General features: G+C 33.3%; 19 protein-coding genes. 1 reads left to right on the plus strand and 18 read right to left on the minus strand.

Going from position 1 to position 17,254, the window contains the following annotated elements:
- Position 1 precedes the first annotated feature (1 nt).
- From atpG to ACI313_RS06980, 18 genes are all read right to left on the minus strand, one after another.
- Positions 2–850, minus strand: coding sequence for an ATP synthase F1 subunit gamma (gene atpG / locus ACI313_RS06895; RefSeq protein ID WP_320608011.1), 849 nt, complete (start codon positions 848–850; stop codon positions 2–4).
- Positions 837–2,372, minus strand: coding sequence for a F0F1 ATP synthase subunit alpha (gene atpA / locus ACI313_RS06900; protein ID WP_439755608.1), 1,536 nt, complete (start codon positions 2,370–2,372; stop codon positions 837–839). The genes atpG and atpA overlap by 14 nt, the downstream gene beginning before the upstream one ends.
- A gap of 16 nt (positions 2,373–2,388) precedes the next feature.
- Complete coding sequence (gene atpH, locus ACI313_RS06905) at positions 2,389–2,925, minus strand: ATP synthase F1 subunit delta (protein ID WP_439755609.1); 537 nt, start codon at positions 2,923–2,925, stop codon at positions 2,389–2,391.
- The gene (atpF, locus tag ACI313_RS06910; protein ID WP_320608014.1) at positions 2,919–3,434 is read right to left on the minus strand and encodes a F0F1 ATP synthase subunit B; all 516 of its coding nucleotides are present in this window, start codon (positions 3,432–3,434) and stop codon (positions 2,919–2,921) included. The genes atpH and atpF overlap by 7 nt, the downstream gene beginning before the upstream one ends.
- A gap of 18 nt (positions 3,435–3,452) precedes the next feature.
- Positions 3,453–3,695, minus strand: coding sequence for an ATP synthase F0 subunit C (atpE, locus tag ACI313_RS06915; protein ID WP_320608015.1), 243 nt, complete (start codon positions 3,693–3,695; stop codon positions 3,453–3,455).
- A 19-nt stretch (positions 3,696–3,714) separates the two neighbouring features.
- On the minus strand, positions 3,715–4,422 hold the full coding sequence (gene atpB, locus ACI313_RS06920) for a F0F1 ATP synthase subunit A (RefSeq protein ID WP_439755610.1): 708 nt from the start codon (positions 4,420–4,422) through the stop codon (positions 3,715–3,717).
- Positions 4,422–4,775, minus strand: a complete 354-nt coding sequence (locus ACI313_RS06925; protein WP_439755611.1) for an ATP synthase subunit I — start codon at positions 4,773–4,775, stop codon at positions 4,422–4,424. Before ACI313_RS06925 ends, atpB begins: the two co-directional genes overlap by 1 nt.
- Positions 4,772–4,948 (minus strand): AtpZ/AtpI family protein, encoded by a 177-nt coding sequence (locus tag ACI313_RS06930; protein WP_320608018.1) that lies wholly within the window; start codon positions 4,946–4,948, stop codon positions 4,772–4,774. The genes ACI313_RS06925 and ACI313_RS06930 overlap by 4 nt, the downstream gene beginning before the upstream one ends.
- Before the next feature lie 60 nt (positions 4,949–5,008).
- Positions 5,009–5,746, minus strand: a complete 738-nt coding sequence (locus ACI313_RS06935) for an MBL fold metallo-hydrolase (protein ID WP_320608019.1) — start codon at positions 5,744–5,746, stop codon at positions 5,009–5,011.
- Positions 5,736–7,085, minus strand: a complete 1,350-nt coding sequence (dnaB, locus tag ACI313_RS06940; RefSeq protein ID WP_320608020.1) for a replicative DNA helicase — start codon at positions 7,083–7,085, stop codon at positions 5,736–5,738. The genes ACI313_RS06935 and dnaB overlap by 11 nt, the downstream gene beginning before the upstream one ends.
- A gap of 3 nt (positions 7,086–7,088) precedes the next feature.
- The gene (rplI, locus tag ACI313_RS06945; protein ID WP_320608021.1) at positions 7,089–7,538 is read right to left on the minus strand and encodes a 50S ribosomal protein L9; all 450 of its coding nucleotides are present in this window, start codon (positions 7,536–7,538) and stop codon (positions 7,089–7,091) included.
- A complete protein-coding gene (locus ACI313_RS06950; RefSeq protein WP_439755612.1) occupies positions 7,519–9,483 on the minus strand; it encodes a DHH family phosphoesterase in 1,965 nt (654 codons plus the stop codon). Before ACI313_RS06950 ends, rplI begins: the two co-directional genes overlap by 20 nt.
- Positions 9,470–10,348, minus strand: coding sequence for a DUF2232 domain-containing protein (locus ACI313_RS06955; protein ID WP_320608023.1), 879 nt, complete (start codon positions 10,346–10,348; stop codon positions 9,470–9,472). Before ACI313_RS06955 ends, ACI313_RS06950 begins: the two co-directional genes overlap by 14 nt.
- 166 nt (positions 10,349–10,514) lie before the next feature.
- Positions 10,515–10,745 carry a 30S ribosomal protein S18 gene (rpsR, locus tag ACI313_RS06960; RefSeq protein ID WP_003864783.1) on the minus strand — a complete coding sequence of 77 codons (231 nt, stop codon included), beginning with the start codon at positions 10,743–10,745 and terminating at the stop codon, positions 10,515–10,517.
- 14 nt (positions 10,746–10,759) lie between these two features.
- Positions 10,760–11,239, minus strand: coding sequence for a single-stranded DNA-binding protein (ssb, locus tag ACI313_RS06965; protein WP_439755613.1), 480 nt, complete (start codon positions 11,237–11,239; stop codon positions 10,760–10,762).
- Between the two features lie 12 nt (positions 11,240–11,251).
- Positions 11,252–11,545, minus strand: a complete 294-nt coding sequence (gene rpsF / locus ACI313_RS06970; RefSeq protein ID WP_320608025.1) for a 30S ribosomal protein S6 — start codon at positions 11,543–11,545, stop codon at positions 11,252–11,254.
- A gap of 111 nt (positions 11,546–11,656) precedes the next feature.
- The gene (locus ACI313_RS06975; protein ID WP_407066607.1) at positions 11,657–12,907 is read right to left on the minus strand and encodes a 2-hydroxyglutaryl-CoA dehydratase; all 1,251 of its coding nucleotides are present in this window, start codon (positions 12,905–12,907) and stop codon (positions 11,657–11,659) included.
- Positions 12,908–15,820: an acyl-CoA dehydratase activase gene (locus ACI313_RS06980; RefSeq protein ID WP_439755614.1), complete on the minus strand. Its 2,913-nt coding sequence runs from the start codon at positions 15,818–15,820 to the stop codon at positions 12,908–12,910.
- Positions 15,821–16,004: 184 nt separating this feature from the next.
- Here ACI313_RS06980 and ACI313_RS06985 point away from each other — a divergent pair, with 184 nt between their 5' ends.
- On the plus strand, positions 16,005–17,237 hold the full coding sequence (locus tag ACI313_RS06985) for an MFS transporter (protein WP_320608026.1): 1,233 nt from the start codon (positions 16,005–16,007) through the stop codon (positions 17,235–17,237).
- Positions 17,238–17,254: the final 17 nt, after the last annotated feature.

Genomic DNA, 17,254 nt, shown 5'->3' on the forward strand with positions numbered 1-17,254 from the left:
CTTAGGAAACTGCATCTGAACCACCGACAATTTCAGTAATTTCTTGCGTAATTGCTGCTTGTCTTGCTTGGTTAAATGCGAATTCAAGATCATCTCGCAACTGTTGAGCATTATCGGTTGCGTTTTCCATTGCCATTCTTCGTGAAGCTTGTTCACTTGTCTTACTTTCAAGATAGCGTGAATACAAAGTTGATTTCAATATCATCGGAATGACATTAGCCATCATTTCTTCTTTGCTTGGCTCAAAAATCATCTGGGCATGTGATTTAGCTTCCACTTTTTCTTCTCGTTTAGAAACCGGTAAAATAGTTTCTAAAGTCGGAATAAATGACAAAGTATTTTTATAGTATGTGTATAAAATCTTTATACTTGATATTTCTTTATTAAGAAATTGATTTAATGCTTTTTGCATTTGCGTTGATAAAACAAGATAATCTTCATCTTCGTTTAAATCAACAAAACATTCTTCAAGAAGTAATTTTTGTGATTTAGCCCAAGCTGCTCCACGTGAACCAATCATAATAATGTGATCTTCTGGTTTTACTTCTTGTTGAATCATCTTTAAAACATTTGCGTTATATCCACCACAAAGTCCCATATCACTTGTGATTACAAACACACAAGCAGGTTTACCTTCGTTTTCATTTAAATAAACAGAATTATCTCCAATGGATTGTAAAACCAAAGTTAATAATTCTTGAAGGGCACTAGCATATACACGATTGTCCTCCATTAATTGTTTTTGTCTATTTAATTTACTACTCGCAACCAATTGCATGGCCTTAGTGATTTTTTTAGTAGAATCAACTGAACGAATACGAGCTTGAATGGCTTGTCTATTCTGCGCCATGTGCTTCCTCTATCGTCTTTTTAAATTTAATCGCATAGGCATCTAGTGCCACTTTCATTTGATTTTCTAAATCTGAATCCAATGCTCGTTTTTCTTCAATTTGATCAATAATATATGGATATTCTTTATGAATGAAAGACAATAATCCTTCTTCATATTTTCCAACATCTTCAACTGCTACTGGTCTTAAATATTTATTTTTAGCTGCATATAACACAACAACTTGTTCACTTACACGAAGTGGTGAATATTGTTTCTGAATTAACAATTGTGTTAAACGAGCACCATGGTCTAATACTCCTTTTGTTGTTGCATCTAAGTCAGATCCAAATTGAGCAAAAGCAGCCATTTCACGATATTGTGCTAATTCAAGTTTTAATGAACCAGAAACTTGTTTCATCGCTTTGATTTGGGCAGCCGAACCAACACGGCTAACACTTAATCCACTATCTACGGCTGGACGAATACCTTCGTTGAACATATCTGTTTTTAAGAAAATTTGTCCATCGGTAATAGAAATAACATTTGTTGGAATATAAGCAGAAATATCTCCGGCTTGTGTTTCAATGATTGGTAAAGCAGTTAATGAACCATTTCCATTTTCTTCATTTAAACGAGCAGCTCGTTCTAATAATCTTGAATGAAGATAGAAAACATCACCAGGATATGCTTCACGTCCAGGAGGACGTCTCAACAATAAAGACATTGTACGATAAGCAACCGCATGTTTTGATAAGTCATCGTATACGATCAAAACATCTTCTCCGTTTTCCATCCATTCTTCTCCAATTGCACATCCAGCATATGGAGCTAAGTATTGAAGTGGAGCTGCTTCTGATGCTGTTGCGACAACGATTGTTGTATAAGATAAAGCATCGTTTTGTTTTAATTTTTCAACAATTTGAGCAACTGTACTTGCTTTTTGTCCAATGGCAACATAGATACATTTAACGTTTGTATCTTTTTGATTTAAAATGGTATCAATCGCAATTGCTGTTTTTCCTGTTTGACGGTCTCCGATAATTAATTCACGTTGACCACGACCAATTGGAATCATAGAATCAATGATTTTTAATCCTGTTTGTAAAGGCTCAGATACACTTTTACGTGTCATAACTCCTGGTGCCACACGTTCAACAGGACGTGTTTTTGTTGTATGAATTGGTCCTTTTCCGTCAATTGGTTGTCCTAAGGCATTAACGACACGTCCAATCATTTCATCCCCAACAGGAACTTCCACGATTTTTTCAGTACGTTTAACGATATCTCCTTCTTTAATATCAGGATTATCTCCCATTAAAACAACACCTACATGATCGTCTTCAAGGTTCATGACCATTCCATAAACATCATGTGGAAACAATAATAATTCCGACATCATGGCATTTTTTAATCCATATACAGTGGCAATTCCATCTCCGATACTTAAAACTGTTCCCGTTTCATTCATTTCTAAGTCTTGGTCGATATTTTGAATTTGGGCTTTGATCAATTTACTGATTTCAGCTGGATTTAAACTCATAGTATCACCTACATTTCTAATTTGTATTACTTAACTTTTCTTTTAAGTTATTAATACGAGATAACATTGAATTATCTAATACATAGTCTTTTGTACGCACACGAATTCCTGCAATTAATTCGGGATTCACGTTCGTTGTAATTTCAATGTTTTTATTTAATTTTGATTCAATCACTTTTTTAATGTCTTCTATTGTTTCTTGTGTTAATGGCATAGCACTTTCCACATAAACACTTTCAATGTTTTGGCTTTCCTTATATACTTCAACATATGCTTCATATAACTCAGGAATAAATCCAATTAAATCGTGTTCAACCATAACAAGTAAAAAACGATATAAAAGTGAATCTAATTTGTTTTCAAATAAATTTGAAATCCATTCTCTTTTTTGTTCGCGAGTAATTTTAGGATGACGCAAAGCCAATCGAAAATCTTTATTTTCATTCCAGATAGAAGATAATTCCTTCAAACTATCCATATAATCTTTTTCTTTGCCTTGCGAACTAGCCAATTCAAATAAAGCCATACTGTAGGGTTTATAAGAAGTTACCATTTGGCATCACCTGCTTGGTCAATGAAATCCTGAACAAATTGTTTTTGAATTTCTTCATTCATTTCTTTTTGCACTAATTGCTTAGCCGCTTCAAGGGCAACATCACTAATGGCTTCTCGCATTTCTTTTTGCGCATTTCTCTTATCTCGTTCAATTTCTTCTTGAGCCTTTTTCTTAATGTGTTCTGCTTGGTTATTCGCATCTTTGATGATTTCGTCTTTTTGTTCTTCCGCTCTAACTTTAGCAGACTCAATAATTGAATGAGCTTCTTTTCCAACATCTTTTAACTTAGCATCATATGCTTCTTTTTCACTTAATGCTTCTTGTTTTAATTGTTTGGAAGCATCAATGTTTTCTTGAATAAAGTCTTGTCTTTTTTGCATGAATGCAACGATTTTATCCCAGAAAAAATGTTTCGCAACAATAATAATCAAGCTTGTAGAAATTAATACTAAAACAACATCGGTTAATGAGATACGCAAATAGTTATCAATATTAAAATTTATCATAACCGATTATCTCCATTTTTATCCTTTAACGAAAATTAATAGGATAGCGATAACCAATGCATAAATACCAGTTGTTTCAGCTAAGGCGATACCTAGTACCATGATTGATTGAATTTTTGATGATGCATCAGGATTACGGCTAACCCCTTCAGCACCTTTACTTGCGGCAATACCTTGTCCAATACCAGGACCTAAACCTGCGATCATGGCAATACCGGCACCTAAACAAGCCATCCCTTTTACGAAAAATTCATTAAACATAACCTTTTTCCTCCTTTTTTTATTCTTCCGTTGCCACTTGTTGTCCTAAGAAGAACGAAGACAACGTAAAGAAAATATACGTCTGAATTAAACCCGAGAAGATATCAAAATATGCATGTAAGAAAGGTGTTACAACTAATCCAATCACTCCAATTGGAAGAAGTGACTTAATCAAAGTGTACACAAGCATAGTAATAATCGTTCCCGCTAAAATATTTCCAAATAAACGCATTGTCAATGACAAAGGGAGAGCAATTTCTCCAATAACATTTAGTGGAAATAAAAAGAACATTGGTTCACAAAGCTCTTTAAAACGAGCTTTAGCACCTGCTTTTCGAATCCCGTGATACTGAATCATCAAAAAAGCACAAATAGCCAATGTCGCATTAAAGCTTACATTACTAGTTGGATTTTGAAGTCCCAATAACCCAGTTAAATTCGCAGCACCCATCATCAAAATTAATGTTCCAAACACCGGTAAATAATGCATCGTAGTTTCTTTTAAGTTACCTTTGCACACCATATTTACAATGTTGTAACACTCTTCTGCGATGTATACGATTCCTTTTGGTGCTTGAGTTGGATCTGCTTTTTCAATCTTTTTCCCAGCCACAATAAAGAAAACTGCGAATACAATGCATAAAACAAACCAAACAAGAATTGATTGCGGAATCTCTAAATCAAAAGAGCCCAAATGTAAGACTAAAGTACTGATTTGATCTTCCATTATGCATCCTCCTTTTCTATTGCTGTATATATTAATAATGATGCCTTATGACACATTATTCCAGCCAAAACCGATAAAATAGGAATTCCTCTAAAGGCACTAACAGCTAATACAACTCCATAAAATAAATAACGGAAAGTATAAGAAGTAATTCCTTGTTTTTTTGCCTTGTTTTCATCTGGATTTAAGTTTTTAGCCATCTTGATAATCATACGAAAACCAATTAAAGCACACATACACCCAATCCAAATTCCTAAAAAGGCATTGAATCCAAAAAAAATCCAGATAATAACCGATGCAATTAAAGTAACTATCAAAGATATTTTTTCTACTTTACTTTGAAATTCTTTCATTCCTTATTCCTCGTCTTTTTCATCAACAAGTAAAAACACCCGAAAATAGAATAAACAATTCCTACACATATAAAAATAGGCGTTGTATTAAAGTAAGAATCAATTAAGTATCCAATACCAGCAAAAACTAGTAAACTTATTAACAACGCTCCTGAAAAATTACTTGGTTTCATACTTCACATTTTATCAAAAAAAATATTAGATAACAACGAAAACCAAAGTGGCACATTGCCTTATTTGTTTCCAAAAGAATGCCAAGTTCTTTGTGGCATTGCCTCTATGGAAAATTGTATAGGAACATTATTTTCTGACAAAGTATCTAAAAATACTTGTTTAGCTAATGTTGGCGTATTACAATCATCTGAAATATGAGCTAATACAACTTCTTTGGTTTCATCTGAAACCAAGTGGCAAAGCCATCTAGAAGCATCCACATTATTCATATGCCCAACATCCGATGAAATTCTTTGTTTCAAAAACATAGGACGATTGGATTTCATTAAAGCATCCATATCGTGATTGCTCTCAAAAATATAATATGTCGCATCTTTTAATAACTTAGCCTGACGATTCGGAATATAGCCAGTATCCGTAATATAAACTAATTTTTCATTGTCATTGTAGATCACAAAACCAATGGTATGACTTGCATCGTGTGATAATGCAATCACATGAATCGAAAAATCACCGATTTCAAGAACTTCTCCTGGTTCAATAATCGTGTGATCTACATCTAAATCACAATACGAATACGTAGGAATGGAATCAAATAATTTAATTTGGGATATATGGTCTGAATGCGAATGTGTAATCAATAAAGCATCTGTATCTTTAATATTTGCCTCGGCCATTCTAAAATGATCCATTAAATATTTTTTAGTCGATCCACAGTCAATCACAAGTTGTGTTGACTTCGATCGGATTAAACAACAATTCCCCTTAGAACCACTACAAAATAAATCAATTTTCATAGATATTATCTCCATTGCTGGTTGCTAAGTTAGTAAAACGAGAAATTGATTTTTCAAAAGCCAATTGAATATCCCCGATACTCCCATTACGATGCTTGGCAAGAGACAAGTCAACTACTTCTGTTTCATCTTGTTCTTGTTTATCTTTTTCATAATACGCTTCACGATATAAAAACATTACGATATCGGCATCCTGTTCGATTGACCCTGATTCACGTAAATCCGATAGTTGTGGTTTATGATCCGAACGTTCTTCAACTTTACGCGATAACTGAGAAAGGGCAATAACTGGACAATCCAACTCTTTTGCCAATATTTTTAAGTTACGAGAAATATCACTAACCTCTTGTTGACGTGAATCCGCACGCGTTCCTGTAATTAACTGTAAGTAGTCAATTACAACTAAAGACAATGAACCATTTTCTGCTCTTAGTTTACGACACTTTGAAAAAATCTGACTGACTTTAATACTACTTGTATCATCAATATAGATTTTTCTTTCTCCTAGACGTGTTCCGGCATTATTAATACGATTCATTTCCTCGTTATTTAAATTACCGTCGCGTAATTTATTCGCAAATACTTGTGATTCACAACTCATTAAACGTTTCATCAAACTGTCGGAAGGCATTTCCAGTGAGAAAATCGCAACCGCTCCATCATTTCGTTTCGCTACTTGATTCGCAAAATTCAATGCCAAAGCTGATTTTCCCATGGCAGGACGTGCCGCTAAAATAATTAAATCTCCTCGTTGGAATCCATTGGTCATTTTATCAAGATCTGTAAACCCTGTTTGAATTCCTGTCACTCCTTTATGAAGACGTAATTCTTTTAATTCTTCTATTACACGCGAAACAATTAATTGACTTGATTCAAATTCTTCTCCACGACGATGGCGCGTGACATCCATAATAGAACGTTCGGCATCATCTAAAACAGTATCAATGTCATCACTTGATTCATAACAATTTTGTCCAATGCGATCGGCTGTATAAATCAATTGACGAAGTTGGGCTTTATTTTTAATGGTTTCAATATAACTTTTAGTATTGGCAGCACTTACAGCACTGTCCGCTAAACGAATAATGTAATCCGCTCCTCCAGCACTATCTAAATCATTTTTATCTGTTAAACGCGTAATCAAGGTATTTAAATCAATGATTCTACTTCCTTGAAAGATTTCCATCATTGTTTGATAGATTTTTTGATGAGAAGGTAAATAAAATTCATCATCTCTTAAATCCATTTCCTGACAGTCTTGCATAACAGTAGGATAAATTAAAATAGAACCTAGAAGAGCTTGTTCCATTGGTTGACTATTAGGAAGTTCTCTTGCCATAGTCTACCCCTTAGCTGAAACGTGAACCGTAATTTCTCCCCATACAATTCCGTGATATAAATCAACTTTTACTTTTGTTGTTCCTAAAGAACAAATAGCTTCATCCATTTTAATTTTACGTTTATCTACTTTAATTCCTTTACGATTTAAAGCTTCAAAAATTTGTTTTGAAGAAATAGAACCAAATACTTGTCCTTCTTTTCCTGCATTTAAGCTAAATTCAAGGCGAACAGAAGCAAGTTGCTTACTTACTTCAATGGCTTGTTCCTTTAATTTTTCTTCTTCCAATGCTTTTTCTTCTAATTGTTTTTCTAATACTTTTTCAGAGCCTTTTGTATACGCAACCGCTAATTTATTTTTAATTAAATAATTACGAGCATATCCATCACTCACTTCTAAAACTTCATCTTTTTTTCCTAATTTTTTAACATCTTTAAGCAAAATTACCTTCATCATAAACCTCCTTAAGTACTTTGCACAATTGTTCTCTTGCTTGAGAAATTGTACAATCTTTTATTTTAGCAGCAGCCGCACTAAAGTGACCTCCACCACTTAATTTTTCCATAATTCTTTGCACATTTACTGTACCATCGCCCCTGGCACTGATTGAAACGGTATCTGGGTCCATTTCAGACATAACAAGGGTAAATGAGGCACGACATCCCTTAACAAGTAATAACGAATCAGATACTTGTGATGCTAGTGTTTGATTTACCATGGTATCTGTCTGTGCAATCATGAACATATTTAAATATGCTTTCGCATTAATCAACATTTCTTGTTTTAATAAGAAATGTCCATAATCTTCTTTAAGTGCTTGTTCGGCCACTTGTGAGTTAGCACCCCAAGTACGTAAAGCTGAACAGGCTTCAAATGTACGAGAATCCGTATGCATTTTAAAGCGATTGGTATCCACAATAATTCCTAAGTACATAATCGTAGCTTCCGCTTCATAAATGGGAATATGATTAGGAATATTTTGTAGTAATTCCACAATCAATTCACAAGTTGAACTTGCAGTACTTTCAACATAACTCAACATTGTATTCTTCACAAAGCTTTCATTGCGACGGTGATGGTCAATGACAATGATACGTTTGCATTGTTCAATAAAATCTTTACAAGATGATAATGAGCTTGTGGCATGATCCACTAAAACAAGTAAATCTTCATTATAATTGATACGATCTTGTGCTTGGCTTGGACTAATAAATATATGTCTTTCATTTAAGGTAGTCATGTAGTGATTCATGGTCATCTGCAATTGTTGATCACGTTCCACTCCATCTAAAACAATATAAGCATTTTTATTAAGTGCTGTTGCCCAGTTCGAAATACTTAAAGCCGCTCCCATACAGTCAAAATCCGTATGAACATGGCCGGCAATATAAATAGTCTTTGAATCCGAAATAGCTTGTTGGATAGACTGAGCCATTATACGAGCACGAACTTTCGAACGTGCAGATCCTGCTTCTGAGTGGCCTCCAATATATTGTACCGATTCTCCCATACAACGAATCGCAACTTGGTCTCCACCTCTACTTTGGCATAATTCAATCAATTCATTTAACATATCATCTAATTTAGGATAGTCACTTGTTCCATAGGCAAATGCCATAGACAAAGTAATCGATGTATTTAATGCCATTGATTTATCACGAATCAATTGTAAAATACTAAAATTCTTAGCACGTACTTTTCGTAATATTTCTTGATTCAATATTAAAATAAAACGATCTGAACGAATTCGACGAATAAACATCCCATTTTCTTTAGCCCATGATACCAATGGTGCTCTTAAATGAGTATTAATATTCGCAATTATTTCTTCGTTTTCATATTGTTGATATTCAAGATAATTATCCAACTGCATCATTCCTACAACTACATCTTCATTGATGTATTTTTGTTGTAGTTCATAAAATTCAGTAATATCTTTGACATACAATAAACGTGAGTCTTCTTTACGCGTAATTTCAAAAATACTATTTTGATAACGACCAATCACTTCATCCACTTCTTCATCAAATAAAGTACGAATGTTTTCAATCCATGATGTGACTTTTTTATTCACAATATCGATACCGTGTTCAGCAAAAAAAGGAGAACACCAGGTAACAACGTAGTCATCATCATAGGTAATCATACCGATGTTTCCAAAACTCAACGCATCCTTGGCTTCTTTTCCAAGTACACGAGAAATATCAACTTCGGTTTTAACTCCATATTGTTCAATATCTTTCCATAAATTCACAAAAGGAATACTTAATAAAATAGCTGCTATGCAGAATAAAGCTGCATATAGCCATTGTTTACATAGAATAAAATAAATAAACAAAGCAATGGAAACGACAGCCGCTCCCAAAAATATTTTTGCCCATTTCTCAAACTTCTTCATATTGAACCTCTGATTTTGCTTCTCTTAATTGTAAAAGACAATCTAACTCTCCTAATAACGCCCATAGAAAATTCACAACAGGTACAAAACCTAATAAAATGACAAAAAATGATCGTTTTCTTTTATTATGTCGTACACAGATATCTAATAAATATACGATTCCAAAATATACCAGCAACCCAAAATCACAGAACCAGATAATTTGAATCGCATCAACCATCAATTGTGATAAATTCACATTGTGTTGTCCGAAAAAATAAATATACCAAATAAGCATAGACACATACGCAAGCCATTTAGGACTATTCATTTGGTTAATTGGCTTCATAGGACGAATTTCAATTCGCATTTTAATACATACCAACAATGCCACAGTATGGATACATAAAGCTTGTAACCCTCCCATTAAAACAATAAAGATACAAGCAAATACTCTAAAATCAATAAAAGGAATCAATTTATGGAACATCGCAAAGTCTTGTGATAAATCCATTCCAAATAAACTTGCCCATACCAATACAATAAGAGCTGTACTAATGATATTAATAATCATCGTAACCACAAGATTCATGACATTGCTCCATTTTTTATAAATTCCCGTTCCATATAGCCATCCCATTAAAATCGATGTCCAGCTATAAAACCAGGTTGTAAATCCTCCTAACAACATTGTCATTAAAGCCATGGCAATTGCGACAATCATTCCTAATTTTGGACCAGACTGGGCTGTATAAATCAATACTGGAAAAACAAAAATCCAGGGAACAATTGTTTCAATGCTTAAAGCTGTTTGTTGGTTAATAAATAATAGTGCTCCATAGATGGCACAAACCATCGCACCTCGTGTTAATTGTTTTGTATTCATATCAATCTTTATATCATAAAAAATGGAAAAATAAAAGTCTGCACAATTGTTCTATTTCAAACATAAAAAATTACCTACTCTATACAGAGCAGGTAATCCTAATTAATATTCTGTATTCAACATACATCTGTTTGATTTCCAAAAAAAAGAATCTCTTCTGAGATTCTTAGTCTACTACATATGGTAATAATGCCATTTGACGAGCACGTTTAATTGCTGTAGCTAACATTCTTTGATATTTAGCACGAGTTCCAGTTACACGTCTAGGAATAATTTTTCCATTAGCGTTGATGAAACGTTTTAACAATTCAACATCTTTGTAGTCGATTTCTTTAATTTTATTTTTTGTAAAGTAACAAACTTTTTTACGCCCCATGCGTTGTTTTTTAAATGCCATTGTCTTAATCCTTTCTAGAATGGTAAATCATCACTAGCGATATCTAGTGCGTCATTCGAATCAAATGAACCAAATCCATCATCTGTATAGCTTGGTTCAGCATAAGAATTCATTGAACTATAAGCATTATTAGGTTGTGCTGGACGTTGTTGTTGATAACTAGAATCAGAAGATTTCTTTGATTCTAAGAATTGAACAGAATCCGTTAACACTTCCGTAACATATACTCTTTGTCCTTGTTGATTATCATAACTACGAGTCTGAATACGACCTTCAATCCCAATTAATGAACCTTTGTGTAAATATTGAGCCATCGTTTCCGCTTGGCGATTCCAAGTTACACAATTGATAAAATCCGCTTCTGGTTGACCAGGTTGTGCACTACGATTTCTAGACACAGCCAAAGTATATGAACATACACTTGCTCCAGATGGCGTCTTTCTTAATTCAGGATCACGAGTCAATCTTCCTACTAACACTACACGATTAATCATAGAATCCCTCGACTATTTTTCACTTTCTGTTTTTACAACCATAACACGAACAACATCGTTATTGATACGAGCTAAACGTTGGAATTCGAAAATACCTTCGTTGTTTGCAGTTGCATTAATAACTACATAGTGTCCTTTTTTCATGTGATTGATTTCATAAGCAAAGTCTTTGATTCCCCAGTCATCGAATGAGTCAATGCTTCCCCCGTTGTCTACGATTGTAGCGTGTAAACGAGTTTTAACTTTTTCAAATTGAGCTTCATCTAAAGATGCTTTAACAATGTACATGATTTCGTATTTTTTCATGTGTACACCTCCCTTTGGACTTCGGTTTCTATTAACTAGAAACAGAGAGCAAGCACAAACTTGCCTATACACTTTATCATTTTACTCGATAAAAGTAAAGAGTGAAATGAATTATTTTTCACTCATTTCACTCATTAATTTCGCATTGGCCATCATTAGGCGAATACGATTTTCTTGATTTACTTTTGATGCACTTGGATCATAATCAATTGGTACAATATTCGCATTTGGGTACTGTTCTTTAATCTTACGAACCATTCCCTTAGCCACGATATGATTTGGCAAACAACCAAATGGCTGAGCACTAATGACATTGTTTACACCTGATTTAATCAAAGTCACTACTTCACTTGTCAACAACCATCCTTCTCCCATTTTTACTCCTGGATTAATAAATGGCTTTCCATTATGAATAACTTCTTCAAAATCATCTGGTGGATAAAATGTTCCATCTTCTTGAACAATGTTTCTAAATGTCTTCTGCATACGCATAATTACATCTTTTACTATTGTATAAACCCATTTTGTATTCTTGTGCATATGATAATATTCATAATCAATAATACCGTTTTCTACGCAATAAAGCGCAAAATCCATGACTCCTGATAAAACCGGTTCAAAACCTTCTTCGATTAAATAATCTTCTAGGTTTCCATTTCCTAATGGTGAATATTTCATATAAATTTCACCCACAATTCCAACTCGAATTTTCTTCTTAGTACGATCTTGTGGAACCGCTTTTAAACGGGCAATCATATCACGATAGATTTTCTTTGATTTTTGATATCCGCCTTTTTCAAATAAAACAATTAAATCCGCTACAATTTCATCAATTGCCTTATCTGTATCGCCTTCATTTAATTCATATGGTTTTACTTGATTTCTTAACCACATCAAAGCATCCCCATACAACATACCATACACAATATGAAGAACCATAGGAACCGTAATTTCGAGTCCACTATCTTCTTCAAGACCAGACATATTAACCGATAAACAAGGAACTCTTTGCGCCCATCCTTCCATTTCCAAAGCTTTACGAATCAAGGAAATGTAATTGCTGGCACGACATCCTCCACCTGTTTGAGTCATCGCTAAACAAACATGATCTAAATCATATTTTCCACTTTTTAAAGCATCAATAAATTGTCCCACTACAAGTAGTGCAGGATAACACGTATCATTATGAACGTGAGATAATCCTTCTTCTTTCACTTGTTGGCTTGTATTCGTTAATACTTCGACGTTATATCCGCTCATTTTAAAAATAGGTGTTAATAATTTAAAGTGAATAGGTAACATAGAAGGCACTAAGATTAAATGATCTTCACGCATTCCTTTTTTAAATCTTGCGTATTCCATTTATCTTACCTCCTTTTGAGCAATTGCTTCTTTCAGTGAACGTAAACGAATACGAGCGGCTCCTAAATTATCGATTTCATCAATTTTAATTTGTGTATAGAACTTATCTTTTTGACGTAAAATATCTCTTACTTCATCCGTTGTAATGGCATCGATTCCACATCCAAAACTTACTAATTGTACTAAATTCATATCATCGTTTTCACAAACATATTTAGCAGCTTGATATAAACGAGCATGGTATGTCCATTGATTTAATACATTCACTTTTTGTTGTTCTTGTCTTGGTACACTTTCTTCACTGACAACTACAAATCCTAATTGTGTCAACAATTGATTCATTTGATGGTTGATCAGTGGATCTAAGTGATATGGACGTCCACACAATACAATAATTGGATAATTATTTTCACGCGCAAATTGTACCGCTTCCTTATGTTTTTGAACTAACGTTTCTCTAAATTCAAGATAAGCTTCTTTTCCTTTTTCTACAGCCTTAACAACTTGTTTCTTCTTAAAATTAATACCTGCTTTTTTGAAGTGTAAAACTAAAGCATTGGCACAGCTATTAATATCATCAAAACTCAAATAAGGATAAATAAATTTAGTTCCTTTTAAGTCAATATTTGCTTGTACTACTTCTGGATAATATGCTACTAATGGACAGTTATAGTGATTATCGGATTGTTTTTCGTCTACATTGTATGTCATGCAAGGATAGAAAATCGTATCCACTTTATTAATTAATTGTTCAATGTGACCATGTACTACCTTAGCTGGAAAACAAGCAGTATCACTTGGAATGGATTGTTGTCCTTCATGATACATTTGTTTAGTTGAAGGAGTAGACCAGACAATTTCATATCCTAATTCATCAAAGAATGCTGACCAGAAAGGAAGTAAATCATAGTTATTTAATACCAATGGCATTCCTATTTTCTTATCGTGTTTGTAGCGATTTTTAACATCCTTTAACATCTGTGTTTTTTCTTTATATAAATCAGGTAACTCTACTTTCGCTTTATTTGTCTTAATCATCTTATCGCATTTATTTCCAGCTACTAATTTAGAACCGTCGGAGAATGTATTAATAGTTAAGGAACAATGATTTGTACATCCTTGACATGCGATTGATTTAGATTCATGAGTAAAATTACATAATTGTTCATATGTTAATATTGAACTTTTTTCATGACATAAATCTTGGGCATATAAAGCAGCTCCATAAGCTCCCATTAAATGTGCAATACTAGGACGAATTACTTCTCTTTGAAGTTCCATTTCAAAGCTTCTTAAAACAGAATCATTTTGAAATGTTCCTCCTTGAACAACAATATTCTTCCCAATATCGTCTTTATTTTTAGCACGAATAACTTTATATAACGCATTTTTCACAACCGATTTACATAAACCAGCTGAAATATCTTCAACAGTCATACCATTTTTTTGTGCTTGTTTAACACCTGAATTCATGAATACAGTACAACGTGTTCCTAAATCCACAGGGTGTTTTGATTTTAATCCTAATTGTGCAAATTCTTGGGCATCGTATCCTAGTGATTTGGCAAATGTTTCAATAAACGATCCACACCCCGATGAACAAGCTTCATTTAAAACAATGTCATCAATGTGTCCATCACGAATTTTAAAACACTTAATGTCTTGTCCACCAATGTCTAAAATATAATCTACATCCGGATTAAATGCTTTTGCAGCTGTATAATGAGCCATTGTTTCAACTATCCCACCATCTAAATGGAACGCATGACGCATTAATTCTTCGCCGTATCCTGTCGCATAGGCTCCATAAATTTGAATGTCTGGATTTGTTTGATAGATGGTTTTTAATTCTTCTAACACAACATCCAATGGATTTCCTTTATTCGATGAATACGATTGATATAAAATTTCTTGATTTTCACTTAATAAAACTAACTTAGTTGTCGTTGAGCCTGAATCAATTCCTAAATATGCTTTTTTGTCATATCCTTTTAAAGGAGCATACTTAGCATCATGAGATTTATGACGTGTCATAAATTCTTCATAGTCTTTTTCGGTTTCAAACAAAGGTTCTGATTCTTCTAAATGAACAGGTGAATTTACTAAATTCACTAGTTTTTCTTCTAATTGTTCAAATGTATATTCTTCTTTAGCACATAGTGCCGTTCCTAAGGCAACAAAATTAATTGCGGTTTCTGGACAAGTAATTTGATCATCACTCATTTTTAGAGTTTCTTTAAAGCGATTACGAAGACCTTCTAGAAAATATAAAGGTCCTCCTAAAAATAATATATTTCCTTCTATTTTTCTTCCTTGTGCTAGTGAAGTAATAGTTTGGTCCACTACAGCTTGAAAAATAGAAGCACATAAATCAGCATGATCAACTCCTTGATTAATTAAAGGTTGAATATCTGTTTTGGCAAACACACCACAACGTGATGCGATTGGATATAAACGATTATAATGAAGACTGGCTTCATTCATTTCTTCAAGTGTCATATCTAATAAAGAAGCCATTTGATCAATAAAAGCTCCGGTTCCACCTGCACAAGTGGAATTCATTCTTTGTTCAATACTTCCTTTAAAAAATAAAATCTTAGCGTCTTCTCCTCCTAATTCGATTGCACAATCAGTTTCAGGATAGAAAGTATGCACAGCTTGTGAAGAAGCAAATACTTCTTGTACAAAAGGAAGATTTCCTTGTTCACATAATCCCAGTGCACCTGAACCACTTATCGCAAATTGAAATGGTTCTTTTGTATATTCTTTTAATTCATATAATTTATCTAATGCTTTTTGACGAACTTGAGCCATGTGTCTTTCATAGCTCTTATAACAAATTTGATTGTTTTCATCGATTACAACTGCTTTAATTGTTGTACTTCCTATATCAAACCCAATTTTGTATTTCATTTTTTTCTCCTCGACATTATTCTTTTTTATACTTTTTTTCAAAAAAAATCAAGTTCTTTGCTATTTATTTTACCATAGTTAATAATTTGTATATCAAATCATTAATTTTACTTTCGTTTTCAAAATAATTACATAACCATCTTATTTTCATGATATGATGGAAGTGTTAGAAAAGAGGTTATATATGAAAGACAAACTAACGTCATTAGAAATAAAGTGGATTATATATGACATTGGAAACTCTGCTTTTATCTTGCTTTGTTCAACCATTATTCCGATTTATTTCAATTCTATTTCATCGGCTGCTGGAGTAGCTGAAAGCGACTACTTAACATATTGGTCCTATGCGACAAGTATTGCCACAATCATTGTTGCCTTTGCAGGTCCTATTTTAGGTACATTAGCAGACTATAAAGATAAAAAGAAAAAATACTTTGTATCGTCTGCTATATTAGGGGCTTTAGGACTAGCTGCTTTCTGGATTCCAGGTAACTGGAAAATTTTCTTACTATTATATGTATGTGCCAAAGTATTCTTTAGTTTATCATTGGTTTTCTATGATTCGATGTTAAATGATGTTACTACAGACGAAAGAATGGATCATGTTTCTTCGGTTGGATATGCTCTTGGTTACATTGGAAGTTGTGTTCCTTTTATTATCAGTTTAGTCTTAGTTTTAATGGGTGATAAAATTGGTTTATCAACTTCAACGGCTATGATGATTGCCTTTTTATTAAATGCGATTTGGTGGATTGCCTTTACTATTCCTCTAGCTGGTTCTTATAAACAAAAATCTTATATTGAAAAACAAGATCGTGTCGTTTCTCAGTCTTTAGGGCGTTTATGGCATTCTTTAAAAAATGCGAAGAAAGATAAAAAAATATTCTTATTCTTACTTGCGTTCTTCTTCTATATTGACGGTGTTTATACCATTATTGATATGAGTACAGCCTATGGCACAAGTTTAGGATTAGATACAACTGGTTTACTACTTGCTTTATTAATGACACAAGTTGTTGCCTTCCCAGCAAGTCTTACATTTGCCAAATTATCAAAGAAATTCTCAAGTGATAAATTAATTAAAATTGCCATCATTGCTTATTTCTGTATTGCCGTATTTGCGATTCAATTAGATCAACAATGGGAATTCTGGTTATTAGCTTTTGCGGTTGGTTGTTTCCAAGGTGGAATTCAAGCTTTATCTCGTTCTTATTTTGCCAAGATTATTCCCGATGAATCAAGTGGTGAATACTTTGGATTATTTGATGTTTGTGGAAAAGGTGCTAGTTTTTTAGGAACATTCTTAATTGGTTTCATCACTCAGCTTACAGGTCATCAAAATTATGGTGTAGCTGCGATTTCAGTCATGTTTATCATTGGTTATTTCTTATTTAATAAAGTTTCTAAAATGGATTAAAAAAAAGCGATCCAAAT

Source organism: Floccifex sp. (assembly GCF_051873495.1).
Taxonomy (GTDB): Bacteria; Bacillota_I; Bacilli_A; order Erysipelotrichales; family Erysipelotrichaceae; genus Floccifex.

Bases quoted from the DNA above. Each gene is read 5' to 3' on its own strand.
- atpE (WP_320608015.1), bottom strand. From the start codon at position 3,695: ATGTTTAATGAATTTTTCGTAAAAGGGATGGCTTGTTTAGGTGCCGGT.
- atpA (WP_439755608.1), bottom strand. From the start codon at position 2,372: ATGAGTTTAAATCCAGCTGAAATCAGTAAATTGATCAAAGCCCAAATT.
- atpB (WP_439755610.1), bottom strand. From the start codon at position 4,422: ATGGAAGATCAAATCAGTACTTTAGTCTTACATTTGGGCTCTTTTGAT.
- atpF (WP_320608014.1), bottom strand. From the start codon at position 3,434: ATGATAAATTTTAATATTGATAACTATTTGCGTATCTCATTAACCGAT.
- rpsF (WP_320608025.1), bottom strand. From the start codon at position 11,545: ATGAAAAAATACGAAATCATGTACATTGTTAAAGCATCTTTAGATGAA.
- ACI313_RS06925 (WP_439755611.1), bottom strand. From the start codon at position 4,775: ATGAAAGAATTTCAAAGTAAAGTAGAAAAAATATCTTTGATAGTTACT.
- ACI313_RS06955 (WP_320608023.1), bottom strand. From the start codon at position 10,348: ATGAATACAAAACAATTAACACGAGGTGCGATGGTTTGTGCCATCTAT.
- ACI313_RS06975 (WP_407066607.1), bottom strand. From the start codon at position 12,907: ATGGAATACGCAAGATTTAAAAAAGGAATGCGTGAAGATCATTTAATC.
- atpG (WP_320608011.1), bottom strand. From the start codon at position 850: ATGGCGCAGAATAGACAAGCCATTCAAGCTCGTATTCGTTCAGTTGAT.
- dnaB (WP_320608020.1), bottom strand. From the start codon at position 7,085: ATGGCAAGAGAACTTCCTAATAGTCAACCAATGGAACAAGCTCTTCTA.
- rplI (WP_320608021.1), bottom strand. From the start codon at position 7,538: ATGAAGGTAATTTTGCTTAAAGATGTTAAAAAATTAGGAAAAAAAGAT.
- atpH (WP_439755609.1), bottom strand. From the start codon at position 2,925: ATGGTAACTTCTTATAAACCCTACAGTATGGCTTTATTTGAATTGGCT.
- ACI313_RS06985 (WP_320608026.1), top strand. From the start codon at position 16,005: ATGAAAGACAAACTAACGTCATTAGAAATAAAGTGGATTATATATGAC.
- rpsR (WP_003864783.1), bottom strand. From the start codon at position 10,745: ATGGCATTTAAAAAACAACGCATGGGGCGTAAAAAAGTTTGTTACTTT.
- ACI313_RS06980 (WP_439755614.1), bottom strand. From the start codon at position 15,820: ATGAAATACAAAATTGGGTTTGATATAGGAAGTACAACAATTAAAGCA.
- ACI313_RS06930 (WP_320608018.1), bottom strand. From the start codon at position 4,948: ATGAAACCAAGTAATTTTTCAGGAGCGTTGTTAATAAGTTTACTAGTT.
- ACI313_RS06950 (WP_439755612.1), bottom strand. From the start codon at position 9,483: ATGAAGAAGTTTGAGAAATGGGCAAAAATATTTTTGGGAGCGGCTGTC.
- ssb (WP_439755613.1), bottom strand. From the start codon at position 11,239: ATGATTAATCGTGTAGTGTTAGTAGGAAGATTGACTCGTGATCCTGAA.
- ACI313_RS06935 (WP_320608019.1), bottom strand. From the start codon at position 5,746: ATGAAAATTGATTTATTTTGTAGTGGTTCTAAGGGGAATTGTTGTTTA.